This window comes from Escherichia sp. B1147 (assembly GCF_001660175.1).
In the GTDB taxonomy this organism is placed as follows: domain Bacteria; phylum Pseudomonadota; class Gammaproteobacteria; order Enterobacterales; family Enterobacteriaceae; genus Escherichia; species Escherichia whittamii.
Map to the genome: position 1 here is coordinate 1 of NZ_LFHY01000013.1, position 26,633 is coordinate 26,633.

Consider the following 26,633-nt stretch of genomic DNA (forward strand, 5'->3'; position numbering starts at 1 on the left):
AAATACCGTCCGGGCGGGAGTACCCTTCCCCGCCGTATTAAAAACAGTATTATTAAAGAATATTTTATAAAAATATTCTGTGGGTGTCTGTGCGCTATTTTTAATATCTTGCGCAGAGATATTCACACCTGAATAAGGAAAAAATAATGAAACCTGTAAAACCACCTCGTATTAATGGACGAGTGCCGGTCCTGTCGGCACAGGAAGCGGTAAGTTATATTCCCGACGAAGCAACGCTTTGTGTATTAGGTGCTGGTGGCGGTATTCTGGAGGCCACCACATTAATTACCGCACTTGCTGAGAAATATAAACAAACCCAGACACCACGTAATTTATCGATTATTAGCCCTACAGGACTTGGCGATCGCGCCGATCGTGGTATTAGCCCGCTGGCGCAAGAAGGCCTGGTGAAATGGGCATTATGCGGCCATTGGGGACAATCACCGCGTATTTCTGAACTCGCAGAACAAAATAAAATTGTTGCCTATAACTATCCACAAGGTGTGCTCACTCAAACATTGCGCGCTGCTGCTGCCCACCAGCCAGGAATTATTAGCGATATTGGTATCGGAACGTTTGTCGACCCTCGCCAACAAGGCGGAAAACTGAATGAAGTAACCAAAGAAGATCTGATTAAACTGGTCGAGTTTGATAATAAAGAATATCTCTATTACAAAGCGATCGCGCCAGATATTGCCTTTATTCGCGCCACCACCTGCGACAGCGAAGGCTACGCTACCTTTGAAGATGAAGTGATGTATCTCGACGCCTTAGTGATTGCCCAGGCGGTGCACAATAACGGCGGTATCGTGATGATGCAGGTGCAGAAGATGGTTAAGAAAGCCACGTTGCATCCTAAAGCTGTCCGTATTCCAGGTTATCTTATTGATATTGTGGTGGTCGATCCGGACCAAACCCAACTGTATGGCGGTGCACCAGTTAATCGTTTTATTTCTGGTGACTTCACCCTGGATGACAGTACCAAACTTAGTTTGCCTCTTAATCAGCGTAAATTAGTCGCGCGGCGCGCATTGTTTGAAATGCGCAAAGGTGCAGTGGGGAATGTCGGTGTCGGCATTGCCGACGGTATTGGCCTGGTCGCCCGGGAAGAAGGTTGTGCTGATGATTTTATTCTGACGGTGGAAACTGGCCCAATTGGCGGTATTACTTCGCAAGGTATCGCCTTTGGCGCGAACGTGAATACCCGCGCCATTCTGGATATGACTTCCCAGTTCGATTTTTACCACGGCGGTGGTCTGGATGTCTGTTATTTGAGTTTTGCCGAAGTCGACCAGCACGGTAACGTCGGCGTGCATAAATTCAATGGCAAGATCATGGGTACTGGTGGATTTATTGATATCAGCGCCACGTCGAAGAAAATCATTTTCTGCGGCACGTTAACTGCGGGCAGTCTAAAAACAGAAATTGCCGATGGTAAATTAAATATCGTCCAGGAAGGACGGGTAAATAAATTTATCCGTGAACTACCGGAAATCACTTTCAGCGGAAAAATCGCACTCGAACGGGGGCTGGATGTTCGTTACATCACCGAACGAGCTGTATTCACGCTGAAAGAAGACGGCCTGCATTTAATCGAAATCGCCCCTGGCGTCGATTTACAAAAAGATATTCTCGACAAAATGGATTTCACCCCAGTTATTTCGCCAGAACTAAAACTGATGGACGAAAGATTATTTATCGATGCGGCGATGGGCTTTGTCCTGCCTGAAGCGGCTCATTAACAGGAGTATCACGATGGATTTTTCTTTAACTGAAGAACAAGAACTGCTGCTGGCCAGTATTCGCGAACTGATTACGACTAACTTTCCGGAAGAGTATTTCCGCACCTGCGATCAAAACGGTATATATCCGCGTGAGTTTATGCGGGCGCTGGCGGATAACGGCATTTCTATGCTTGGTGTGCCGGAAGAGTTCGGCGGCATCCCTGCAGATTACGTCACTCAGATGCTGGCGCTGATGGAAGTGTCAAAATGCGGTGCGCCGGCGTTTTTGATTACCAACGGTCAGTGTATTCACAGCATGCGCCGTTTCGGTTCTGAGGAGCAGCTACGTAAAACGGCAGAAAGTACCCTGGAAACCGGCGACCCCGCCTATGCCCTGGCGTTGACGGAACCAGGCGCTGGCTCAGATAACAACAGCGCCACCACCACTTACACGCGTAAAAATGGCAAGGTTTACATCAACGGACAGAAAACCTTCATCACCGGTGCGAAAGAGTACCCGTATATGCTGGTGCTGGCGCGCGATCCAGAACCGAAAGATCCGAAAAAAGCCTTCACCCTATGGTGGGTCGAGTCCAGTAAGCCTGGCATTAAGATCAATCCGCTGCATAAAATCGGCTGGCATATGCTCAGTACCTGCGAAGTTTATCTCGACAACGTGGAAGTTGAAGAGAGCGACATGGTGGGCGAAGAAGGAATGGGTTTCCTCAATGTGATGTACAACTTTGAGATGGAACGCCTGATTAACGCCGCGCGCAGCACCGGCTTTGCCGAATGTGCATTTGAAGATGCTGCCCGCTATGCCAACCAGCGTATCGCTTTTGGTAAGCCAATTGGTCATAACCAGATGATCCAGGAAAAACTGGCGCTGATGGCGATTAAGATCGACAACATGCGCAACATGGTGCTGAAAGTAGCGTGGCAAGCTGACCAGCATCAGTCACTGCGCACCAGTGCGGCGCTGGCAAAACTGTACTGCGCGCGTACCGCGATGGAAGTCATTGACGATGCGATACAAATCATGGGCGGTCTTGGCTATACCGATGAGGCGCGTGTCTCCCGCTTCTGGCGTGATGTTCGCTGTGAACGGATTGGCGGTGGTACTGACGAGATTATGATTTACGTTGCAGGTCGGCAGATCCTGAAAGATTACCAGAATAAATAATCTTCAGGCGGCGCAGCTTCAGATAAAAACTGCGCCGCCACATTTACCCTGCAAGACTTACAGGTTCAGAAAATTCAGATAATATTTCTTGTTCCGCAAAACAGTTTTTAAATTGCCTGCGGTAATCACTGGGCGAACAGCCGACATGGCGCAAAAACAGTTTGGCAAAGTGGTCGACATTTTCATAACCCACACGCCAGGAGATCTCTGCCTGCGACAAATCGGTATTAGTCAGCAGCCATTTTGCTTCGGTCATGCGCCGTTGAATCACATAGTTGATGGGAGAAATACGATACTCTTTAGTAAATTCATGGCAAATATAACTGACGCTGGCACGAAACTTTTTCGATAACTGTTCTAAAGTGATTTTTTCGCGGTAATTATTATTAAGATAAAAAAGGATATCTTTTATCAGAACATCTTTTTTAATATATCCCTGCTCCGAACGATAGGCATTTTTAAAGTTTTCGTAATAGAGAATCGCTAACGTATAGGAAAATGCATCCCATAACGAAGATGTCTGATTATTTTTACTTTGCGGTAAAATCACACTTAATTCATTAAAAATCGTTTTAACAACCTCTTTTCCCTGCCCTGCGGCAATTACCGGGCAAGAATGCGGTTGCAGTAACTGATTTTCTTCTGCGCCCTGAAACTGAAAACCGTATAACGCACAGGTACAGGTCGTTGCCGGGTCGTTAGCATCTGAGGCCACCGCGTGCAGTCTGCCACGCTCTATCACTACAATGTCATCGGCATGTGCCACATATAACGAAGAATCAATGGTAAATCTTGCCACACCTTTCTTAACATAAATCAGCTCGGTTTCATTATCATGAACGTGATGTCCCGACTCCCATTTAGGATCGTCACTAAAGGCAAAGCGCGAAAGTCGTGGTGTTTTACCGGCGACAAACAACGTTTCGCTGGCATTATCAAAACAGCGTTGATACATGACAACCTCCCTATTCCATAAGCAAGCAAAAGCAATATATGCCGGATAAAATACGGTGTGTACTGCGCTTATACAACTGCGTTTAGCGAGAGCTAAACAAGATTATTTACACTGAATGCAAGATAGTACGTCCACGACGGCATAATATTGCCGCTTATTGTGCTTTTGTTTTAACGATCGCATTTTTTTTGCAAGATTGTTTGCAAGGAAAACAGATTGCTCCGTCGAAAACACCTTCCTGCTATCGCACACTATTTTCAGGCAATTTTTACCTTCCATCGGAGATGGTTCCGTATGCGACCCACAGGAGAAATCATGAAAATAATAACCTGCTTTAAGCTGGTGCCTGAAGAACAGGACATTGTTGTCACTCCCGAGTACACCCTCAATTTCGACAATGCCGACGCCAAAATTAGCCAGTTCGATCTCAATGCCATTGAAGCCGCAAGCCAGCTTGCAACGGATGATGATGAGATAGCCGCACTGACCGTTGGCGGTTCATTGTTACAGAACTCAAAAGTGCGTAAAGACGTGTTATCCCGCGGGCCGCACAGCCTGTATTTGGTGCAGGATGCCCAACTTGAGCACGCGCTGCCTCTCGATACCGCAAAGGCGCTGGCGGCAGCAGCAGAAAAGATCGGCTTCGATTTACTGATCTTCGGTGAAGGTTCTGGCGATCTCTATGCCCAACAGGTTGGTTTACTGGTAGGGGAAATTCTGCAGCTTCCGGTAATTAACGCAGTCAGCGCCATTCAACGTCAGGGCGACAGTCTGATTATCGAACGCGCTCTGGAAGAGGAAGTTGAAGTTATTGAACTCTCTGTTCCAGCCGTGCTCTGCGTCACCTCGGATATTAACGTGCCACGCATTCCTTCGATGAAAGCCATTCTCGGCGCGGGTAAAAAACCAGTAAATCAGTGGCAGGCGAATGATATTGGCTGGAATCAGGTCGCGCCTCTTGCCGAACTGATCGGCGTTCGCGTACCGCCGCAAACAGAACGCAAACACATCATTCTCGATAACGATTCGCCGGAAGCCATTGCCGAGCTGGCGGAACATCTGAAGAAAGCCCTGAACTAAAGCCTACGGAGAAGAAACGATGAGTCAATTAAACAGCGTCTGGGTCTTTAGCGATAATCCTGAACGTTATGCCGAACTGTTTAGCGGCGCGCAGCAATGGGGCCAACAGGTGTATGCCATTGTACAAAATACCGACCAGGCGCAGGCGGTTATGCCTTATGGTCCAAAATGTATTTATGTTCTTGAGCAGAACAATGCTCTGCAACGCACTGAAAATTACGCTGAAAGCATTGCTGCCCTGCTGAAAGATACACACTCCTCGATGTTACTGATGGCCGCGACGAAACGCAGTAAAGCTCTGGCTGCGCGCTTAAGCGTGCAACTGAACGCGGCGCTGGTGAACGATGCTACTGCAGTTGATGTGGTCGACGGTCACGTTTGCGCCGAGCACCGTATGTATGGCGGGCTTGCGTTCGCCCAGGAAAAGATCACCAGCCCGCTGGCGATAATTACCCTTGCCTCCGGTGTCCAGGAACCGAGCTCCGGTGACGCCTCTCATCAGTGTCCGACAGAAACGGTGCCTTACGTTGCTCCGCGTCATGAAATTCTCTGTCGCGAACGCCGTGCGAAAGCGGCAAGCAGCGTGGATCTGAGCAAAGCAAAACGCGTGGTTGGTGTCGGTCGTGGTCTGGCAGCACAGGATGACCTGAAAATGGTTCATGAACTGGCGGCGGTACTCAATGCTGAAGTCGGTTGTTCACGCCCAATTGCCGAAGGCGAGAACTGGATGGAGCGTGAACGTTATATCGGTGTCTCCGGCGTGTTGCTGAAATCCGATCTCTACCTGACGCTTGGGATCTCCGGGCAGATCCAACATATGGTTGGCGGCAACGGCGCAAAAGTGATTGTCGCCATCAATAAAGATAAAAACGCGCCAATCTTCAACTATGCCGACTACGGTCTGGTGGGCGATATCTACAAAGTCGTCCCTGCCCTGATTAGCCAGTTGAGTCGCTAATTCCCCTTTCAACCACATCTCCCGCTGTTAACGCAGCGGGAAGGGAGCATAACGCATGTCGGATGACAAATTTGATGCCATTGTGGTCGGTGCGGGCGTTGCCGGTAGCGTTGCCGCACTGGTGATGGCGCGAGCCGGACTGGATGTCCTGGTGATAGAACGCGGCGACAGTGCCGGATGTAAAAATATGACCGGCGGGCGTCTTTATGCCCACACGCTTGAAGCGATCATCCCAGGCTTTGCTGCATCAGCACCGGTAGAACGCAAAGTTACACGCGAGAAAATCTCCTTCTTAACCGAAGAAAGCGCCGTTACCCTCGATTTTCACCGCGAGCAACCAGATGTTCCGCAACACGCTTCTTATACCGTATTGCGCAATCGTCTCGACCCGTGGTTGATGGAACAAGCCGAACAGGCGGGCGCGCAGTTTATCCCGGGCGTTCGCGTTGATGCGCTGGTGCGTGAAGGTAACAAGGTCACTGGCGTCCAGGCCGGGGATGATATTCTCGAAGCCAATGTGGTGATTCTGGCTGACGGCGTTAACTCGATGCTTGGCCGTTCGTTGGGAATGGTTCCCGCCTCCGATCCGCATCATTACGCTGTTGGTGTTAAAGAGGTTATTGGCCTCACGCCAGAGCAAATCAGCGATCGCTTTAATGTTACGGGCGAGGAAGGTGCCGCCTGGCTGTTTGCCGGTTCCCCTTCTGACGGCCTGATGGGCGGCGGATTCCTCTACACCAATCACGATTCCATCTCATTGGGTCTGGTTTGCGGATTGGGAGATATCGCCCATGCGCAAAAAAGCGTGCCGCAAATGCTGGAGGATTTTAAACAACACCCCGCCATTCGCCCACTGATTAGCGGTGGCAAACTGCTTGAATATTCCGCGCATATGGTGCCGGAAGGCGGTCTGGCGATGGTACCGCAGCTGGTTAACGATGGTGTGATGATCGTCGGTGATGCCGCCGGTTTCTGCCTCAATCTGGGTTTTACGGTTCGCGGAATGGATTTAGCCATCGCATCGGCACAGGCTGCCGCCACAACGGTGATCGCCGCCAAAGAACGCGCGGATTTCTCTACCAGCAGTCTGGCGCAATACAAAAACGAGCTGGAACAAAGTTGCGTTATGCGCGATATGCAGCATTTTCGCAAGATCCCGGCGCTGATGGAAAACCCGCGCCTGTTTAGTCAGTATCCGCGCATGGTCGCCGACATCATGAACGATATGTTCACCATTGACGGCAAACCAAACCAGCCGGTACGAAAAATGATTCTCGGACATGCGAAGAAAATCGGGCTGATCAACTTGCTGAAAGATGGCATTAAGGGAGCAACCGCGCTATGAGCCAGAACGCTACGGTCAACGTTGACGTTAAATTAGGCGTCAATAAATTCCATGTTGATGAGGGCCACCCGCACATCATTCTGGCGGCAAATCCCGACATCAATGAATTTCAAAAATTAATGAAAGCCTGCCCTGCCGGACTGTATAAGCAGGATGACGCGGGAAACATTCATTTTGATTCCGCCGGTTGTCTGGAGTGCGGCACCTGTCGGGTGCTGTGCGGCAACACTATTCTCGAACAATGGCAATACCCCGCAGGCACCTTCGGTATTGATTTCCGTTACGGCTAATCACGCATCCCACAGGCCCGCACGTCGGGCCTGACGTTCTGTTTCGAGAGCCCAAAATGAAAGTGACATTAACGTTTAACGCGCAGCGTCGTGCAGCCTATCGACAACAAGGATTGTGGGGCGATGCTTCGCTGGCCGACTACTGGCAGCAGACTGCACGCGCGATGCCAGACAAAATAGCCGTTGTCGATAATCATGGCACATCGTACACCTATAGCGCACTCGATCACGCTGCGAACTGTCTGGCAAGCTGGTTACTGGCTAACGGTATTGAATCGGGCGATCGCATCGCTTTTCAACTGCCTGGCTGGTGTGAATTTACTGTTATCTATCTTGCCTGCCTGAAAACCGGTGCGGTTTCCGTGCCGTTGTTGCCTTCCTGGCGAGAAGCTGAACTGGTGTGGGTGCTTAATAAGTGTCAGGCAAAAATGTTTTTTGCACCGACGTTATTTAAACAAACGCGCCCGGTAGATTTAATCCTCCCGCTACAAAATCAGCTTCCACAGCTACAACAAATTGTCGGCGTTGACAAACTGGCCCCCGCCACTTCTTCTCTCTCGTTAAGTCAGATAATTGCCGACAATCCCCCGCTTGCCGTCGCAACATCGGTCCACGGCGATGAATTAGCAGCGGTGCTGTTTACCTCCGGAACTGAGGGCATGCCAAAGGGTGTGATGCTGACGCATAATAATATTCTCGCCAGCGAGCGGGCTTATTGTGCACGGCTGAACCTGACCTGGTTGGATGTCTTTATGATGCCTGCACCACTCGGTCACGCAACGGGGTTTCTGCATGGCGTAACGGCACCATTTTTGATTGGCGCTCGCAGCGTGTTGTTAGATCTTTTTACCCCAGAAGCCTGTCTCTCGTTACTTGAGCAGCAGCGTTGTACCTGCATGCTCGGCGCCACGCCATTTGTCTATGATTTGCTTAATTTACTGGAAAAACAGCCTGCGGACCTTTCAGCACTGCGTTTCTTTCTTTGCGGTGGCACCACAATCCCCAAAAAAGTGGCGCGTGAATGCCAACAGCGCGGCATTAAATTATTAAGCGTTTATGGCTCAACAGAAAGTTCGCCGCATGCGGTGGTGAATCTTGACGATCCTTTGTCGCGTTTTATGCACACCGATGGTTTTGCCGCCGCTGGCGTGGAAATTAAAGTGGTCGATGACGCACGCAAGACCTTACCACCAGGTTGCGAAGGCGAAGAGGCTTCGCGTGGCCCCAATGTGTTTATGGGTTATTTTGATGAACCTGAATTAACCGCCCGTGCGCTGGATGATGAAGGCTGGTATTACAGTGGCGATCTCTGCCGCATGGATGAGGCTGGCTATATAAAAATAACCGGACGCAAGAAAGATATTATTGTCCGCGGCGGTGAAAATATTAGTAGCCGTGAAGTGGAAGATATTCTATTGCAGCATCCTAAAATTCACGATGCTTGTGTGGTTGCAATGCCCGATGAACGCTTAGGTGAACGTTCATGCGCCTATGTAGTGCTTAAAGCACCGCATCATTCATTATCACTGGAAGATGTAGTGGCATTTTTTAGCCGTAAACGGGTCGCAAAATATAAATACCCTGAACATATCGTGGTGATCGAAAAACTGCCGCGCACTGCCTCCGGTAAAATACAAAAATTTTTATTAAGGAAAGATATTCTTCAACGGCTGGAGCAAACATGCGTTGAGGCATAAACCGTAAATAATAAAGCACCTTATACGTAAGGTGCTTTATTCAATCTCAATTAACCACGTCCGACATATGGCATATTATTTGCCATAATCGTTATTTCCAGCACATTCGTGGTAACTGGCAACTGGGCCATCATCTGAATGGCCGCTGCGACATCAGCAACATCCATCATATCTTCCGCTTTAATAGCGCCATCTGCCTGATAAACGCCCTTACGCATCCGATTCGATAATGTTGTTTCAGCATTGCCGATATTAATTTGCCCGCAAGCGATATTAAATTTGCGACAATCCAGGGAAATGGCCTTGGTCAACCCGGTGACAGCATGTTTCGACGCCGTGTATGGCGCAGTATAAAGGCGCGGTGTCAGTGCAGAAATTGACGCATTGTTAATAATACGTCCTCCCATTGGCTGCTGCGCTTTCATGATTTTAATCGCCTCTTTCGAACACAAAAATGTCGAGTGAATATTGGCGTTAAACACGCGTGTCCACTCAGAAAACTCAATCTCTTCTATACTTTTTGCCGGACTATTATTGCCCGCATTATTGAACAAGAGATCCAGTCGACCAAAACGAGCCTTAATCTCGGCAAATAGCGCGAAAACGGCAGACTCATCCGTGACATCGGCAACCAGAGGAATAAACCGTTCTTTGGCTAATCCTTGTGCACATTGCTGTAAGGTTTCTTCATTACGCGCGGCAACAATAACAGTATATCCAATGTCATAGAGTGCCTTTGCTGCTGCGTAGCCGATGCCTTTACTTCCCCCCGTCACCAGGGCAATTTTTGTCATAGCCAGCTCCGCCTATAATAAACTCATGTCGATTTTAACGACTGTTTTTTTGATTTTTTCCACGTTATCAATTTTATAACATGCCCGATGCACTTCTTCCGGGAAGACCACCACAAACTGACCTGGCGTCAGAGTGATGACTCGATCATTAATACGTTCATCGGCATAAAAAATAACGTCACGGTCGCCCAGGTGACTTTCTACAACCGAATTTTTTCCATCATCAAAATCCACACAAATCCGCTCTTCTCCGGCAATTAAGAAATGGACATCAAGATATTTACGATGAACTTCCGGTCGGCATTCATGTAGTGGTTTAGTCATCAGTTCAACCACAGTATAAAATATTGAGTCATCCTGAATAAAAACCTTCTCCCCCACAGGAACACTATTCAGATCATGTTGTGAAAGATACTCAATGACACGAGCGATGACAGGATGAAATGTCCGCTTTTGTTGTTCACTAAGATACGCGATATCACCATAAATCATATTTTCCGCCTTATTGAGTAACAGGGGTAATAACTGGCTGTCCGCTAAAGAAAGCCTGTAAGTTATCAAAAACCAAATCCGCCATCGCATTAAATGTTTCGCTCGTACCACTGGCGATATGTGGCGTAAGGACAACGTTATCCAGCGACATTAATTGTTCTGGTACATGTGGTTCGTTGGCATAAACGTCCAGTGCCGCACCAGCAATGATGTTATTTTGCAGAGCATCAATCAGATCGGTTTCGTTCACCACTGATCCCCGGGAAATACTGATCAAATGCCCGGTTTTCCCCAGAGCCTGCAGCACCGTTTTGTCGATAACGCCGCGCGTACTCGCGCCGCCTGGCAGCGTCAGAACGAGGAAGTCCACCGCTTGCGCCAGAGAAACCAACGAATCATGCGCCGTCCATTCAGGTTTGTTATGCGGTTTGAGGTCGAAATAGTGAATTTCCATTTCAAATGCTGCTGCACGGCGGGCTACAGCGTTACCAATGTTCCCCAGGCCAACAATTCCGCAACGTTTACCACTCACTTTCGTCGCCATTGGGAAACGCCCTTCGTTTGGCCAACGACCGTCACGAACATAACGATCGGCAATGTTAATACGTCGGGCAACATTGAGTAACAACGCCATGCCAATGTCAGCGACACAGTCATTAAGTACACCGGGGGTGTTGGTGACGATAATGCCATGCTCCCTGGCAGCCACGATATCAATAGGGTCATAACCTACACCGTTGCTGGCAATAATTTTCAGATTCGGAAATTTTTCAATTAGCGCCCGAGAAGCCCCCATTACCGGATTACCACTGGTCACCAGCGCCTGAATATCCGGCGCGATTTGCGTGTAAAAAGCGTCTGCGTCGGTCAGTTCCCACAGGCGATATGCGGTGAAGGTAGATTCAACTTTAGCCATTAAGCGGTCACTTAGTTTGCCGACGATCGCCACTTGAATATCTTTTAAGTTCATACACTATTCCTTGATTGATGTTTGCCGCAGGCCACTTACCACAGGCCAAGAATTTTCCACCACACCGCCCCCAGTCCGAACCAGATGACAATGTTCAACAACATGATGATAAAGCCCAGCCGCCACCATTCTCGTTGCGAGACATAGCCTGCGCCGTAATAGATCACTGCAGGTCCGTTGCCATAATGCGAAATGCCGCTCATCAGGTTAGTGACGAACGCCAGTGACAGAGCCGCCATCATCGGCGGTGCGCCAGCAGCAACGGAGACACTGCCAAAAGCGGCATACATCGCTACTACATGCGGCGTACTTCCGGCAAAGAAATAGTGGGAATAGCAGTAAACTATCAGCAATACCGTCAACGTTATCTCCCATGGAATGCCGGTGAACAGAGCCGAGGTTGTGACGGCAAACCATTTGAACAGGCCAAGCTGATTGAGCTTATCTGCCATACAGATCATGACGCCCAGCCAAACCAGAATGTCCCAGGCCCCCTTCTCTGACTGCACATCCTGCCAGGTGATAATCCGGGTCATCAACATTAAACAGACACCAGAAAGCGCGACAGCCGTCGCATCCAGTCCTGTCCATTTCGAGGTACTCCAGGCCAACAATGAAAGCAGGAAAATGCCAATCGTCACTCGCTCATCGCGGGTTACCGGCCCCATTTTGATAAGCTCTTCCTGTGCCAACGCTTTAGCTTCTGGCGTTTTTTTAATCTCTGGCGGGTAGAGTTTGTAAATAACCAGCGGCATGGTGATAAAAGCAATAATCCCCGGCACCAGTGCGCTTAGTGTCCACATCCCCCATGAGATATCGACAAATAAAGTGCTGGCTGCCAGAGACACAATCAGCGCATTAGGCGCGCTGGCTGTCATAAACATAGAGGATGAGAGACAGTTGGAATGGAACACTGTTTGCATCAGATAAGCGCCAATTTTACGCGGCCCCTGATCCGGTTCAGATCCAAAGCTGTTAGAGACACTGCGAACAATCGGGAACAAAATCCCACCGGCTCGGGCCGTATTTGATGGCGTAGCTGGCGCAATAATCATATCGCTTAACGCCAATGTATAACCGAGACGCAACGAGCTGCCGCCGAATCCGCGAATCAGCAAATAGGCGATACGCCGCCCTAACCCCGTTTTGATGAATCCTTTCGCGTACAGGAATGCGGCGACAATAAGCCATACCGTGGTGCTGCTGAAACCTTTTAAGGCTTCGCTGGTTTTCATCATGCCGGTAAGCATAATAAAACTGATGGCTATTAATGCGATAGCGCCTACCGGCAACGGTTGCAGAATAAACGCCACCACAGTGGTGATGAATATTGCCAGAATGTGCCAAGTTAAGGGTGTTAATCCGTCGGGGACGGGGAAAAACCAAATAGCGAGTGCGACAATCGCACAAATCAGGACTTTCAAATAGCAACTCATATGCAATCCCTGTAGCTGTTTCCCACCGCTCGCGGAGGGAATTTATCCTGTTTTCTGTACAGCCAGACAAATCAGAAAATCGGTTTTAGTTCGAATAAATTCTCTGAATTACATAATCTGCGCTTATGTCTGAATAACGGTGCGGTAATTTTTCATGACCATATCCCTTTTTATGCTGTGGTTGAAGACAGTATAAAAACGGGACTCACCAGTGACTTCGTGCAATCCAACGAACTCTGGACGAAAAAATTACGCATATGCTTAAGGAAAATGACGAGTGGTCACATTCGGCTTTGAGAAAAAACGGTATCGAGAATTAATCTGTGGAGAGGATCGCAAACGAATTGAAATCAGATAGAACACCAGCCAATTATTCAGATGATGTCAGGAAGCTTTTTATATTGCACGAGCACGTTTGTCTGAAGCAGGTTGTTAAAAGGTGGGGATATAAAAATGGACCCGGCGACTGAACGCCGCCGGGGTTATATTTTATTTCTTAAGTTCAGCCAGACTTAACCAGGTTTGCACCACGGTGTCCGGGTTCAGGGATAAGCTATCGATCCCCTCTTCCATCAACCAGGCGGCAAAGTCTTCGTGGTCAGATGGACCCTGACCGCAAATGCCAACATATTTGCCCTGTTTCTTCGCAGCACGGATAGCCATCGACAGCAATGCTTTCACGGCGTCGTTGCGCTCATCGAACAGTTCAGACACCACGCCGGAGTCACGGTCCAGACCGAGTGCCAACTGTGTCATGTCGTTTGAGCCGATAGAGAAACCGTCGAAATATTCAAGGAACTGTTCAGCCAGCAAGGCGTTGGACGGAATTTCGCACATCATGATGATTTTCAGCCCGTTCTCGCCACGTTTCAGCCCCTGACGCGCCAGTTCTTCAACCACCGCTTTCGCCTGGTCAACGGTACGCACGAACGGGATCATGATTTCTACGTTGGTCAGCCCCATGTCGTTGCGCACACGTTTCACCGCTTCACACTCCAGCGCGAAGCAGTCGCGGAAGCTGTCAGAAACGTAGCGGCCCGCGCCACGGAAGCCCAGCATCGGGTTCTCTTCATGCGGCTCGTAACGCTCACCGCCCACCAGATTGGCGTATTCGTTGGATTTAAAGTCAGAGAGACGGACAATGACGCGTTTCGGATAAAACGCGGCGCCCAGCGTCGCGATCCCTTCGGTCAGACGGCCAACGTAAAATTCACGCGGAGAATCAAAGCCTTTCATCATCTCGCGAATTTCATTTTGTAACTGCGGTTCCTGGTCGTCAAACTCAAGCAGTGCGCGGGGGTGTACGCCAATCATGCGGTTGATGATAAATTCCAGACGCGCCAGACCTACGCCTTCGTTCGGCAGGCAGGCAAAGTCAAACGCACGGTCAGGGTTACCAACGTTCATCATCACTTTCAACGGCAGATCCGGCATGGTTTCCACGCTGGAGCTTTTCACACTGAATTCAAGCAGTTCAGCATAAACGTAACCGGTATCACCTTCGGCACAGGAAACGGTGACGTTCTCACCGTCTTTCATACGTTCGGTCGCATCACCACAGCCCACTACCGCCGGAATACCCAGTTCACGGGCGATAATTGCCGCGTGACAGGTACGCCCGCCACGGTTGGTGACGATGGCTGACGCTTTCTTCATGATCGGTTCCCAGTCCGGGTCGGTCATGTCAGTGACCAGCACGTCACCAGGTTCAATGCGGTTCATTTCGCTGATGTCATGAATGACTTTCACCGGACCCGCGCCGATGCGATGACCGATAGCGCGGCCTTCGGCGATAATCTTGCCCTGTGAATGCAGCGTATAACGCTCCATAACCTGACCGCGAGAACGCACAGTTTCTGGACGCGCCTGCACAATGAATAGTTTGCCAGTGTGGCCATCTTTCGCCCACTCAATATCCATCGGGCGACCGTAGTGTTTCTCAATTTGTACGGCCTGTTTTGCCAGTTCCTGCACTTCTTCGTTGGTCAACGAGAAGATGTCACGCTGTTCCTGCGGTACGTCTTCAATTTTAACCTGCTTGCCGTGTTCCTGGGTCGGCGCGTAGACCATGCGGATTTTTTTCGACCCCATGGTGCGGCGCACGATAGCCGGGCGATTCGCCGCCAGCGTCGGTTTATGCACATAAAACTCATCCGGGTTAACCGCCCCCTGTACCACCATTTCACCAAGACCCCATGCGGAAGTGATAAATACCACCTGGTCGAAACCGGATTCGGTATCAATGGAGAACATCACCCCAGAAGATGCGAGGTCAGAGCGCACCATCCGCTGAACACCGGCGGAGAGCGCCACACCACGGTGATCGTACCCCTGATGCACACGATATGAGATGGCGCGGTCGTTAAACAGAGAAGCAAAGACATGTTTCACTGCCACGAGGACGGCGTCAAACCCCTGAACGTTGAGGAAGGTTTCCTGCTGACCGGCAAAAGAGGCGTCCGGCATATCTTCTGCGGTGGCGGAGGAACGCACCGCAAAAGAGGCATTTTCGTCATCGGCGGAAAGCTGTGCATAGGCTTCGCGGATGGCGTTTTCCAGCGCAGGCTGGAAGGGAGTGTCGATAATCCACTGGCGGATTTGCGCGCCCGCTTTCGCAAGCTGGGTAACATCGTCAATATCCGTTTTATCCAGCAGTTCATAAATGCGCTGGTTTACGCCGCTTTGGTCCAGAAACTGGTTAAACGCGTCGGCGGTTGTGGCGAAACCATTCGGAACGGAAACACCCATTCCGGAAAGGTTAGTAATCATTTCACCCAGGGAGGCATTTTTGCCCCCAACCCTGTCTACATCATTCATGCCGAGTTGGTTATACCAAAGCACCAGCGGTGACGAGCCATTGTTGGACATCGAACAATCCTTTTGTGATAAATGAACGGTTTGAGAAACACATTTCTGCGTATTTATCTTTGCATATTTAACCGGATGAAAAAAACGGTGAATCGTTCAAGCAAATATATTTTTTACTTTTTAAGACTGATCCCAGCGTTGCGCAAATCCGCTATCTTCGGTAATTTCCACATAAACCATCGGTATAAATGAAAGCGTAAAAATGAAATACTGTTTTCATAAAATATAAAATTGAAGTTTCATTTTATAAACCTGGCATAACTTTCTACGCTTCTGTGCGTTTTTAATTTATGCTTTCATAGAATTATGTCTGCATCACGGGAAGAACAAAATGGATAATGCTGTTGATCGCCACGTTTTTTATATTTCTGATGGTACGGCTATAACTGCGGAGGTATTAGGACACGCAGTGATGTCACAATTTCCCGTTACTATCAGCAGTATTACGCTGCCGTTTGTCGAAAATGAGAGCCGTGCTCGGGCGGTGAAGGATCAGATTGACGCAATTTATCACCAGACGGGTGTGCGCCCGCTGGTTTTTTACTCCATTGTGCTACCAGAAATCCGCGCCATCATTTTGCAAAGCGAAGGTTTTTGCCAGGATATTGTGCAGGCGCTGGTTGCTCCTCTCCAGCAAGAAATGAAACTGGACCCGACGCCGATTGCTCACCGAACCCACGGCCTGAACCCTAATAATCTCAATAAATATGATGCGCGCATTGCAGCAATTGATTACACCCTCGCCCATGACGACGGTATTTCGCTGCGCAATCTGGATCAGGCTCAGGTGATCCTACTCGGTGTCTCTCGTTGTGGTAAAACCCCCACCAGCCTGTATCTGGCGATGCAGTTTGGTATCCGCGCGGCAAACTACCCCTTTATTGCCGATGACATGGATAATCTGGTGCTACCAGCGTCGCTCAAACCGCTTCAGCATAAATTGTTCGGCCTGACTATCGACCCGGAGCGTCTGGCGGCGATTCGCGAAGAGCGTCGGGAGAATAGCCGCTACGCCTCGCTTCGCCAGTGTCGAATGGAGGTCGCGGAAGTGGAGGCGTTGTACCGTAAAAATCAGATTCCGTGGATTAACAGTACCAATTATTCGGTAGAAGAGATTGCCACCAAGATCCTCGATATCATGGGCCTTAGCCGGAGAATGTACTAGAGAACTAGTATAAGAGTTCGTTTTTTTGTTATTATGCCGTCAATTGAGCGAAGTGTTGCCTGCCTCGCACTTGAAATCAGCAGGGATTGGTTTATCGTGATGCGCATCACTTCTTGGCGTCCCTGCCGTTGAAGCAACAAATTTCTGAGACTTGTAATGAACAGAACTGACGAACTCCGTACTGCGCGTATCGAGAGCCTGGTCACGCCCGCCGAACTCGCGCTACGGTATCCCGTAACGCCTGGCGTCGCCAACCATGTCATTGATTCCCGCCGCAGAATTGAAAAAATACTGAATGGTGAAGACAAGCGGCTATTGGTCATTATTGGCCCCTGCTCGATCCACGATCTCACCGCTGCCATGGAGTATGCCACCCGTCTGCAGGTGTTGCGCAACCAGCACCAGTCACGGCTGGAAATTGTAATGCGCACCTATTTTGAAAAACCGCGTACCGTTGTCGGCTGGAAAGGGCTAATCTCCGATCCGGATTTAAACGGCAGCTATCGCGTAAATCACGGCCTCGAACTGGCTCGCAAACTACTTTTGCAGGTAAATGAACTGGGCGTGCCCACCGCAACCGAGTTTCTCGATATGGTGACCGGTCAGTTTATTGCGGACTTAATCAGCTGGGGCGCAATTGGCGCACGTACTACCGAGAGCCAGATCCACCGTGAAATGGCGTCAGCACTCTCCTGTCCGGTAGGTTTTAAAAACGGCACTGATGGCAACACGCGGATTGCCGTGGATGCTATCCGCGCTGCCCGCGCCAGCCACATGTTCCTCTCCCCGGACAAAAATGGTCAGATGACTATCTATCAGACCAGCGGCAACCCATACGGCCATATTATTATGCGTGGCGGCAAAAAACCGAACTACCATGCCGATGATATCGCCGCAGCCTGCGATACGTTGCATGAGTTTGATTTACCTGAACATCTGGTGGTGGATTTTAGCCACGGTAACTGCCAAAAGCAGCACCGCCGTCAGTTAGAAGTCTGTGAAGATGTTTGCCAACAAATCCGCAATGGCTCCACGGCGATCGCCGGAATTATGGCAGAAAGTTTCTTGCGCGAAGGTACACAAAAAATCGTCAGCGGTCAGCCGCTCACCTACGGTCAGTCGATTACCGATCCTTGTTTAGGTTGGGAAGATACTGAACGTCTGGTGGAAAAACTCGCCTCGGCGGTAGATACCCGCTTCTAAGTCATTGCCCATTCCTGACAGAATGGGCATTTCTCCGCAACTTGTTGTCTTCTCAACAAATTACTACTTGCTCTGGCTCGTCATAATATTGATAATAAAAATCATTGTTATATTAATTATTATTAATTTTTATGCATTATACGGATAGCAGCAAACTCACGACTGAAACGGATGCAAATCGCAAGGCCCCTTCCCCGCAGCCCATCCGGCGAATTACCAGCCAGACACTGTTAGGTCCGGATGGTAAACTGATTATTGATCATGACGGGCAAGAATATCTGCTCCGTAAAACTCAGGCTGGCAAGTTGCTGCTGACCAAGTAGCCTTTAACTCGAGCAGCTCACTTCCAGCCGTTTTCCCCAGTCCGGTGGGCGGCTGACATAGTCATCATCTCTGTCGCTGAAAGGATTTCGCAACGCCTCATGCAGACGGTGTAATTCCGTCATATCGCCCTTTTCCGCCGCTTCTATCGCCCGTTGCGCCAGCCAGTTTCGCAATACCAGCGCAGGGTTAACGCTCTGCATCAGTTGCTGACGTTCACTATCGGCAACTCCGTCTTGCTGCAAACGCGCCCGATAACGCGTAAACCACTCATCAAATGCCGCACGATCAATAAACTCATCACGCAGTGGTGAAGCCGCACTGTGCTGCTCGGTCAGACTCAGCATGCGGAATGTGCGAGTATAATCGCTGCGCTCTTGCGCCATCAGACTGAACAATTTATTCAGTAACACGTTATCCTCTTTTTGCTCCGTCATAAAGCCCAGCTTCTGCCGCATACGTTTTCCATAATGCGTCAACAAAACCTGTTGATAGCTGTCCAGCGCCTCGTTTAACGCGTCGACTGTGATAAACGGCGACAATGTCTGCGCCAGACGCTGTAAATTCCACAACGCGACGGCAGGTTGATTATCAAAGCTGTAACGTCCCTGATGATCAGAGTGATTACAAATAAAGCTCGGTTCATAATCATCGAGGAAACCAAATGGACCGTAATCCAGCGTCAGCCCAAGAAGCGACATGTTATCCGTGTTCATCACACCATGTGCAAAGCCGACTGTCTGCCAGCTGGCGATTAACGAAGCCGTACGAGCGACAACATCGGTAAACCAGAGGCGGTATTTATCCTCTTCATCCTGAAGATGCGGCCAGTGATAACGAATGGCAAAGTCAGCAAGCTGGCGAACTTTTTCCGGTTCCCGACGATAGTAAAAGTGTTCAAAGTGGCCAAATCGCAAATGACTCTGCGCTACGCGCATCAGCATCGCGCCTGATTCGACCGTCTCCCGGTAAACCGGTGTGTCGCTGGTAACAATGCTCAAGGCGCGCGTTGTCGGAATGCCCAGCTGATGCATTGCCTCACTGGCAAGACTTTCGCGGATCGTTGAACGTAAAACCGCACGTCCATCGCCCATCCGCGAATAAGGCGTCAGCCCCGCACCTTTCAGATGCCAGTCCATGGTGGTGCCGTCGGCAAGCTGTTGCTCGCCGAGTAAAATGCCGCGGCCGTCGCCAAGCTGCCCCGCCCATACACCAAACTGGTGACCACTGTAGACCTGGGCCAGTGGTGACATGCCCGGCAGTAAAGTTTCGCCGCCCCAGACACCCGCACCGCTTTCAAACAGCGATGATGGAACACCCAGCGTATTGGCCAGTTCGGCGTTATACCAAATCAACCGGGCATTATTTAAAGGCGTAGGGGAAAGCGATGTATATGTAGCCGGCAATTCATCACGCCAGCGGGTAATAAAAGACAGGGTCATAGATCCTCCTGTTTGATAGTGTAGACGGTTACTCTCGCCTTAAACACCAGCAAACAAGAGGGTTATCGCTGGACCAGCGTTGTTATCTGGCTTACGGGAACTGCGGGCCACAAGCATCCCTGAAAAGCATGGAAACCAAACGGCGCCATCTGTGCCAGCATCTCTGGTGTATTAATACCAGCGGCAATAATACAATTGCAGCAAGGTAAAATTTGCGCATGGAGCGCACGAATAAAAGGCGCGAAAGATTTATGGACTATTTGTTGCTGAATAAAACCTTTATCCAGCATGACGCGAGTGAAAAGCCCATCAAAAACAGCCTTCATTGTACTGTTGCCCGCACCCAAATTTCCCAAAACCAGAGGGAAAATTTGCGATAAGTGCAAAAGTTCGCAATTATTTTTTCCCTCATTAAGATGCGGATAATTTTCATTAATCATCAATTCAACAAAGGGAATTCTTAATAGTTTGCTTGCGTAATTATGTCCATCTAATAATAACTTTGCTACTTGTGGCGTTAAATTAATCCAAGCAAAGAGTTTGTGTTGAATAAAAAAATGTTGGCATGATTTTAGTAACTCCAACTTTTCGGCAAATAATTGCCAATGCTGCTCCTCTGAAAGCTGTGCAATAACCCGTGTTGTCGGGATGCGAACCGTACCGTCGTCACTGGAGAAATGGGTTATTAACTCAACCCCAACAAGATTTTGTTGGCTGTCTCTTATCGGTAGAAAATAGTAATCAGAATGATAAAGATTCTCCAGTAAGACCTTCATGGTAACAGCCCCTCTCTACGGATTTTTTTCAACATCCAGATAAAAAGTTTGAGGCCATACGGCATAACAAATACAGAAGGAATAACTTTCATTTGTTCCATGTTAACCACTTTTTCAGGGGTCCTTTTTTTAGATTATCCTGAGTATAAACGAATATTCCATTTGCGGTATTTTTGTCTGCAAAATACTACTGTATTCAGGAGTTAACAGACGGTGCGGTATCATCACCGTCCATTTATTGAGAGACTAGATTCGTCTCGCCTGCCAGAAATTTTTCTGCCAGTAGACATTATCGAGGGAAGAACGCATCACCCCCTTGCTGGTAGAGGCGTGAATGAATTGATTGTTGGTATCGTAAATACCCACGTGTAAACCATTTTGCCCGGAACCTGTTTTGAAAAAGACCAGATCGCCTGGCAGCAATTCTTCTTTATCAATTTGGGTACCGATAGCGGCCTGTTGTTTTGTTTCGCGTGGTAACTGCAAGTCGAAACGGTCGCGCATCGTCACAACCACGAACCCCGAACAGTCCACACCACGTCGAGTCATGCCGCCATAACGATACGGCGTACCATGCCAGCTCTGTAATTGCTCGTTCAAACCGGCAATGACAGTAATGGAGTCAGAAAGTCTGGCGTTTGGCGGCGGCGCTTTATGATGGCTACACCCAGCCAGAAACAGTGCTGTAATTAAAATTAGGCAGAAACGCATTCCGTACGAATCCTCTGTTTTTTATTCTTGCATTAATTTAGCGTCGAAATTACCCGTTTTTCAAGATGCTAATGAAATCAGGTAGTCGAAATCAGCATTCTGTGACCTTCAATGTCCAGACGACGGAAGCTCATACCATAAGCCTGGGCCAGATTCGGCGGCGTTAGTACCTCATCTCGCCGCCCACTGGCAAGCAATTTTCCTTGTTTAAGTAACCACGCCCGATGCGCGTGACGCAATGTGTGGTTAAGATCGTGACTACTCATCACTATCGCCACACCTTGCTGACAGAGCGAGCTCAAAATTTTATCTAACGCGCTTTGCTGGGCAACATCAAGGCTGTTCATGGGCTCATCAAGGAGAAGCAATTGACCTGCCGGATTCGCTTGCGGCGTGATTTGTAGCACCACAGCAGCAAGACGGACACGTTGCCATTCGCCACCGGAAAGTTGATTGGTGCTACGACCAAGTTTGTCATCAAGGGCCAACATCCCTGCGACATCATTTAGCAGATCGGTTCGCGTTTTATCGTACTGGTGCATGGTCAGGTAATGCCAGACCGGCATAGCAAACGGCGGCGTCTGCTGTTGTGCAAGATAGGCGCGATGCAGGGCGAGTTTTGTTGCGGGCCAGGTATCCAGTGGTTGACCTGCAAACTGAATGCTTCCCTGACCACTGGTTATCCCCGCCATTCGCGCCAGCAAGGTGCTCTTGCCCGCGCCGTTCGGCCCCACCAGATGCAGGATCTCCCCTGCCCGGACCTCGCCAGAAAGCGGCCCCAGGCGGGTTGATTCCGCTACATCCTGTAACTGCATCACAATAGACATTATTTTGCCAACGCCAGTTTAATGCTTTCCATTACGATAGGATCTTCCGGCGACATATCCGGGGAAAAACGCTGGATAACCTTTCCATCTCTACCCACCAGAAACTTTTCAAAATTCCACAAAATATCATCAGGGTACAGTGGCGCACGGCCTTTACTGGCCATTCGCGCATAGAAACCGCTCTCTTCCGGTGCCACCGCCGTCGGCGCAGCCGCAATCAATTTTTGGTATAGCGGATGACGCCCTTCGCCATTGACCTCAATCTTACTGAACATTGGGAACGTCACGCCCCAGGTGGTGGTGCAATAAGTTTTAATCTCTTCATCGCTACCAGGTTCTTGTTCCAGGAACTGGTTGCACGGAAATCCCAGCACGACAAGACCACGATCGGCCCAGGCTTTCTGGATGTTCTCCAACTGTTCATATTGCGGCGTTAAGCCACACTTTGAAGCGACATTGACAATCAGCAGCACTTTACCGGCATATTTCTCCAGCGTGGTCACTTCTCCGTCAATCGTCTTCACTGCGGTGGTCAGAATGGGATCTTGCATCGTGTCTCCTGGATAAGGTCAGTAAAAATCTTAGCTTTTAATCATAGACCGTCTTTATGCGGCTAACGTCCTGCTTTTAACAATAACCAGATAAACACTGGCGCGCCCAGGGTGGCGGTGACCACGCCAATCGGTAACTCTGCGGAAGCCAGCGCCAGTCGAGCAACAATATCGGCAAGCAGCAACGCCGTAGCACCTGCCAGCGCGCAGCCGGGAAGTAATACCCGGTGATCGGTTAATCCGCACAACCGCAAAATATGCGGGATAACCAGGCCAATAAACCCAATAGCGCCAGCCAACGCCACACTGACACCGACCATCCAACCGGTAGCCGCGACCAACACATTGCGCCAGAACCACAGCGGTAACCCCAGTTGCCGCGCCGAAATTTCACCCAGCGCTAACATATTCATTGGTCTGGACTGACAGCAAATCCACAACAACACCGGAATCAGGGCCACCATCAGCCAACTTTGCCGCCAGTCTACACCACCAAAGCCGCCCATCATCCAGTACATCAGTTGGCGTAAATCAACAGACGTGGAAAAGTAGATGGCCCACGTCATTAACGCGCTACAGATGATACCCAGCGCAACACCAGCCAGCAGTAATCGACTGGTTGAAAGATGACGGCGGGCAAAACGCAAGAGAATTAAGGTGATAATAAGCGCGCCAGCAATCGCACACAGCCCCAGCGCCCAGTCTGGTAGCTGTCCTTGCCCGAGCAATACAGCGGCGATAAGCCCCACTCCAGCGCCGTTAGAGACGCCAAGCAGCCCCGGTTCCGCGAGAGGGTTTTCAAACAGCGCCTGCATGACCGCGCCTGATAAGGCCAGTGCCGCGCCAACCAGCAATACAGCCAGGGTACGTGGCAGGCGAATTTGCCAGACAAACAGTTCGCCACGAGGAGTGAACCAGTCGGCAGGTGAAATCCATTGTTCACCAGCGCAAAGGCTTAAGAGAAGCGCCAGCAACATCAATGCTGACAGGCATAATAACCAGCGAATATTTTGTCGCTGTTGTTGGCGGGCAAGTGTCAGCATGGTATCCGTTCTGCTGAAGTGTCATTTCGTTGATTTTACGGCGACTCTTCTACAGTGAAAAGAAAAAAGGCCGCAGAGCGGCCTTTTTAGTTAGATCAGATTACTCGTCTTTGGGTGTGGCGTTTTCGACCCGGCTTTTTAACTTCTGTCCGGGTCTGAAGGTCACCACGCGCCGTGCTGTAATGGGAATATCTTCGCCCGTTTTCGGGTTACGTCCCGGGCGTTGATTCTTATCACGCAGATCGAAGTTACCAAAACCAGAGAGTTTCACCTGCTCGCCGTTTTCCAGAGCGCGACGGATCTCTTCGAAAAACAGTTCAACCAGTTCTTTGGCATCCCGCTTGCTAAGCCCAAGCTTATCAAACAGATATTCTGACATTTCAGCTTTTGTAAGCGCCATAGGTTCAATCCCTCAATGATGCCTGGAATCGCTCTTTTAATGCCTCTACACATTTGGCGACGGTAGCGGCAATCTCCTCTTCTTCGAGTGTACGGCTGGTATCTTGCAGGATCAGGCTAATGGCGAGGCTTTTATACCCCTCCGCAACACCCTTACCGCGGTACACGTCAAACAAGTTTACGCCAACTACCTGATTTACGCCAACTTTCTTACATTCGGATAAAATATCCGCTGCGGGAACGTTTTCTGCAACCACAACCGCGATGTCACGACGGTTCGCAGGGAAGCGAGAAATCTCGCGCACCTGAGGCACCACGCGGTCTGCGAGCTTGTTCCACTCCAGTTCAAACACCAGAGTGCGACCGTTAAGATCCAGTTTACGTTCCAGTTCAGGATGAACAACCCCAACAAAACCAATGCGTTCACCTTTCAGATAAATCGCTGCAGATTGTCCCGGATGCAGTGCCGGATTCGCTTCTGCACGGAATTCAACATCAGCCAGTTTACCGGTCAGGTCGAGAACGGATTCAAGATCGCCTTTCAAATCATAGAAATCAACCGTCTCTTTTGCCAGGTTCCAGTGCTCTTCGTAACGGTTACCGCAAATCACACCAGCTAACATCAGATCCTGACGAATGCCCAATGGCGCCTGAGTATCTGGCACAAAACGCAGACCGCTTTCAAAAATGCGCACACGGTTTTGCTGACGGTTCTGGTTGTACACAACAGTTGCCAGCAGGCCTGTCCACAGAGAAAGACGCATTGCCGACATTTCAACGGAAATCGGACTTGGCAGCAATAAGGCTTCTACGCCCGGGTGGATCATCTGCTGAACTTTCGGATCAACGAAACTGTAGGTGATCACTTCCTGATAGCCTTTATCGTTGAGCAGCGTTTTCACGCGCTTGAGCGACAAATCGGCTTCACGGTGAGTCCCCATAATCAGGCTCGCCTGTACCGGCTCATCCGGAATATTGTTGTAGCCGTAGACACGCGCAACTTCTTCGACCAGATCCTCTTCAATCTCCATGTCGAAACGCCAACTCGGCGCAACAGCCTGCCACTCATCTTTGCCTTCGGTCACTTCGCAGCCGAGACGACGCAGAATGTCAGTCACCTGCTCATCGGCAATATGATGGCCGATCAGGCGATCCAGTTTGCTACGACGCAAAGTGATGGTCGCACGCTTCGGCAGCGTTGCTTCGTTGGTGATATCAATTACCGGGCCAGCTTCACCGCCGCAGATATCAATCAGCAGACGGGTCGCACGTTCCATCGCTTTGTACTGCAATGCCGGATCAACGCCGCGCTCGTAGCGGTGAGACGCATCGGTATGCAGGCCATGACGACGAGCACGGCCGGTGATCGACAGCGGGCTGAAGAAAGCGCATTCCAGCAGGACGTTTTGCGTTTCTTCATTCACGCCAGAATGTTCACCACCGAAGATACCGCCCATCGCCAGCGCCTTGTTGTGGTCGGCGATAACCAGGGTGTCAGCATTCAGCTTCGCTTCAGTACCGTCGAGCAGTACCAGCGTTTCGCCCTCTTTCGCCATCCGCACCACAATGCCGCCTTCGATACGATCTTTGTCAAAAGCGTGCATCGGCTGACCCAGTTCGAGCAGCACATAGTTGGTTACGTCAACGACTGCATCGATAGAACGAATCCCGCAACGACGAAGTTTTTCTTTCATCCACAGCGGAGTTGGCGCTTTAACGTTAATGCCTTTTACTACGCGGCCAAGATAACGCGGGCAGGCTTCCGGTGCTTCTACTGCAATCGGCAGCGTGTCATCGATGGTTGCACCAACCGGGACAATTTCCGGTTCAACCAGCGGAAGCTGGTTCAGCACGGCGACATCGCGCGCTACGCCGATAATGCCCAAGCAGTCAGCACGGTTTGGCGTCACACTGATTTCGATGGTGTTGTCATCAAGTTTCAGATATTCGCGGATGTCGGTACCAATTGGCGCATCTGCAGGCAGTTCGATAATACCGTTATGATCGTCAGAAATACCCAGCTCAGAGAAGGAGCACAGCATCCCTTCAGACGGTTCACCGCGCAGTTTCGCCGCTTTAATTTTGAAATCGCCCGGCAGAACAGCACCAATAGTTGCCACCGCCACACGCAGGCCCTGACGGCAGTTTGGCGCACCACAGACGATGTCCAGCAGGCGATCGCCACCAACGTTGACTTTAGTCACTCGCAGTTTGTCGGCATTCGGATGCTGCGCACATTCAACCACTTCACCAACGACCACGCCGTGGAAGCTACCGGCTACCGGCTCTACACCGTCAACTTCCAGACCCGCCATCGTGATTTGATTCGCCAGCGCATCGCTGTCAATCGCCGGGTTCACCCATTCGCGTAACCACAGTTCACTGAATTTCATAATCTATTCC

General features: G+C 49.9%; 24 protein-coding genes. 10 read left to right on the forward strand and 14 right to left on the reverse strand.

What is annotated here, in order from left to right; translation table 11 throughout:
* Positions 1-146: 146 nt before the first annotated feature.
* Both A9180_RS12645 and A9180_RS12650 read left to right on the forward strand, forming a co-directional pair.
* Complete coding sequence (locus A9180_RS12645; RefSeq protein WP_064529101.1) at positions 147-1,742, forward strand: acyl CoA:acetate/3-ketoacid CoA transferase; 1,596 nt, start codon at positions 147-149, stop codon at positions 1,740-1,742.
* Positions 1,743-1,755: 13 nt separating this feature from the next.
* The gene (locus A9180_RS12650; protein ID WP_064529102.1) at positions 1,756-2,907 is read left to right on the forward strand and encodes an acyl-CoA dehydrogenase; all 1,152 of its coding nucleotides are present in this window, start codon (positions 1,756-1,758) and stop codon (positions 2,905-2,907) included.
* A 43-nt stretch (positions 2,908-2,950) separates the two neighbouring features.
* Here A9180_RS12650 and A9180_RS12655 read toward each other — a convergent pair whose 3' ends face one another.
* A complete protein-coding gene (locus A9180_RS12655; RefSeq protein WP_064529103.1) occupies positions 2,951-3,862 on the reverse strand; it encodes an AraC family transcriptional regulator in 912 nt (303 codons plus the stop codon).
* 315 nt (positions 3,863-4,177) lie between these two features.
* Here A9180_RS12655 and A9180_RS12665 point away from each other — a divergent pair, with 315 nt between their 5' ends.
* The 5 genes from A9180_RS12665 to fadK are packed head-to-tail and all read left to right on the forward strand — an operon-like array spanning position 4,178 to position 9,232.
* Positions 4,178-4,942, forward strand: coding sequence for an electron transfer flavoprotein (locus A9180_RS12665; protein WP_064529105.1), 765 nt, complete (start codon positions 4,178-4,180; stop codon positions 4,940-4,942).
* Positions 4,943-4,961: 19 nt separating this feature from the next.
* Positions 4,962-5,900, forward strand: coding sequence for an electron transfer flavoprotein subunit alpha (locus A9180_RS12670; RefSeq protein WP_064529106.1), 939 nt, complete (start codon positions 4,962-4,964; stop codon positions 5,898-5,900).
* 55 nt (positions 5,901-5,955) lie between these two features.
* On the forward strand, positions 5,956-7,245 hold the full coding sequence (locus A9180_RS12675; protein WP_064529107.1) for an FAD-dependent oxidoreductase: 1,290 nt from the start codon (positions 5,956-5,958) through the stop codon (positions 7,243-7,245).
* Positions 7,242-7,535, forward strand: a complete 294-nt coding sequence (locus A9180_RS12680; RefSeq protein WP_000081086.1) for a ferredoxin family protein — start codon at positions 7,242-7,244, stop codon at positions 7,533-7,535. Before A9180_RS12675 ends, A9180_RS12680 begins: the two co-directional genes overlap by 4 nt.
* A gap of 56 nt (positions 7,536-7,591) precedes the next feature.
* A complete protein-coding gene (gene fadK / locus A9180_RS12685) occupies positions 7,592-9,232 on the forward strand; it encodes a medium-chain fatty-acid--CoA ligase (protein WP_064529108.1) in 1,641 nt (546 codons plus the stop codon).
* 50 nt (positions 9,233-9,282) lie between these two features.
* On the opposite strand, the gene A9180_RS12690 is transcribed toward fadK, so the two are convergent.
* The 5 genes from A9180_RS12690 to ppsA all read right to left on the reverse strand — a co-directional run bounded on the left by A9180_RS12690 (position 9,283) and on the right by ppsA (position 15,792).
* Entirely contained in the window at positions 9,283-10,026 is a 744-nt protein-coding gene (locus A9180_RS12690) for an SDR family oxidoreductase (RefSeq protein ID WP_064529109.1), read from the reverse strand.
* A gap of 12 nt (positions 10,027-10,038) precedes the next feature.
* Positions 10,039-10,518 carry a YhcH/YjgK/YiaL family protein gene (locus tag A9180_RS12695; protein WP_064529110.1) on the reverse strand — a complete coding sequence of 160 codons (480 nt, stop codon included), beginning with the start codon at positions 10,516-10,518 and terminating at the stop codon, positions 10,039-10,041.
* A 10-nt stretch (positions 10,519-10,528) separates the two neighbouring features.
* Positions 10,529-11,488: a 2-hydroxyacid dehydrogenase gene (locus A9180_RS12700; RefSeq protein ID WP_064529111.1), complete on the reverse strand. Its 960-nt coding sequence runs from the start codon at positions 11,486-11,488 to the stop codon at positions 10,529-10,531.
* A 35-nt stretch (positions 11,489-11,523) separates the two neighbouring features.
* Entirely contained in the window at positions 11,524-12,924 is a 1,401-nt protein-coding gene (locus A9180_RS12705) for an anion permease (protein ID WP_064529112.1), read from the reverse strand.
* Positions 12,925-13,413: 489 nt separating this feature from the next.
* Positions 13,414-15,792, reverse strand: coding sequence for a phosphoenolpyruvate synthase (gene ppsA / locus A9180_RS12710; protein WP_064529113.1), 2,379 nt, complete (start codon positions 15,790-15,792; stop codon positions 13,414-13,416).
* Between the two features lie 331 nt (positions 15,793-16,123).
* Between ppsA and ppsR the strand changes: the two genes are divergently transcribed.
* From ppsR to hemP, 3 genes are all read left to right on the forward strand, one after another.
* Positions 16,124-16,957, forward strand: a complete 834-nt coding sequence (ppsR, locus tag A9180_RS12720) for a posphoenolpyruvate synthetase regulatory kinase/phosphorylase PpsR (protein WP_000368046.1) — start codon at positions 16,124-16,126, stop codon at positions 16,955-16,957.
* Positions 16,958-17,113: 156 nt separating this feature from the next.
* On the forward strand, positions 17,114-18,160 hold the full coding sequence (aroH, locus tag A9180_RS12725; RefSeq protein WP_064529114.1) for a 3-deoxy-7-phosphoheptulonate synthase AroH: 1,047 nt from the start codon (positions 17,114-17,116) through the stop codon (positions 18,158-18,160).
* Between the two features lie 131 nt (positions 18,161-18,291).
* On the forward strand, positions 18,292-18,483 hold the full coding sequence (hemP, locus tag A9180_RS12730) for a hemin uptake protein HemP (RefSeq protein WP_064529115.1): 192 nt from the start codon (positions 18,292-18,294) through the stop codon (positions 18,481-18,483).
* 3 nt (positions 18,484-18,486) lie between these two features.
* On the opposite strand, the gene selO is transcribed toward hemP, so the two are convergent.
* From selO to pheT, 8 genes are all read right to left on the reverse strand, one after another.
* Entirely contained in the window at positions 18,487-19,923 is a 1,437-nt protein-coding gene (selO, locus tag A9180_RS12735) for a protein adenylyltransferase SelO (RefSeq protein WP_064529116.1), read from the reverse strand.
* Positions 19,924-19,985: 62 nt separating this feature from the next.
* Positions 19,986-20,699, reverse strand: a complete 714-nt coding sequence (locus A9180_RS12740) for an EAL domain-containing protein (protein WP_064529117.1) — start codon at positions 20,697-20,699, stop codon at positions 19,986-19,988.
* Between the two features lie 246 nt (positions 20,700-20,945).
* Positions 20,946-21,410, reverse strand: a complete 465-nt coding sequence (locus tag A9180_RS12745) for a C40 family peptidase (RefSeq protein WP_064529118.1) — start codon at positions 21,408-21,410, stop codon at positions 20,946-20,948.
* A 77-nt stretch (positions 21,411-21,487) separates the two neighbouring features.
* Positions 21,488-22,237, reverse strand: a complete 750-nt coding sequence (gene btuD, locus A9180_RS12750; protein ID WP_064529119.1) for a vitamin B12 ABC transporter ATP-binding protein BtuD — start codon at positions 22,235-22,237, stop codon at positions 21,488-21,490.
* Complete coding sequence (btuE, locus tag A9180_RS12755; RefSeq protein ID WP_064529120.1) at positions 22,237-22,788, reverse strand: bifunctional thioredoxin/glutathione peroxidase; 552 nt, start codon at positions 22,786-22,788, stop codon at positions 22,237-22,239. The genes btuD and btuE overlap by 1 nt, the downstream gene beginning before the upstream one ends.
* Before the next feature lie 62 nt (positions 22,789-22,850).
* On the reverse strand, positions 22,851-23,831 hold the full coding sequence (btuC, locus tag A9180_RS12760; protein ID WP_064529121.1) for a vitamin B12 ABC transporter permease BtuC: 981 nt from the start codon (positions 23,829-23,831) through the stop codon (positions 22,851-22,853).
* Positions 23,832-23,931: 100 nt separating this feature from the next.
* Positions 23,932-24,231, reverse strand: a complete 300-nt coding sequence (gene ihfA / locus A9180_RS12765) for an integration host factor subunit alpha (RefSeq protein ID WP_002440155.1) — start codon at positions 24,229-24,231, stop codon at positions 23,932-23,934.
* 4 nt (positions 24,232-24,235) lie between these two features.
* Positions 24,236-26,623 (reverse strand): phenylalanine--tRNA ligase subunit beta, encoded by a 2,388-nt coding sequence (pheT, locus tag A9180_RS12770; protein ID WP_064529122.1) that lies wholly within the window; start codon positions 26,621-26,623, stop codon positions 24,236-24,238.
* Positions 26,624-26,633 lie beyond the last annotated feature (10 nt).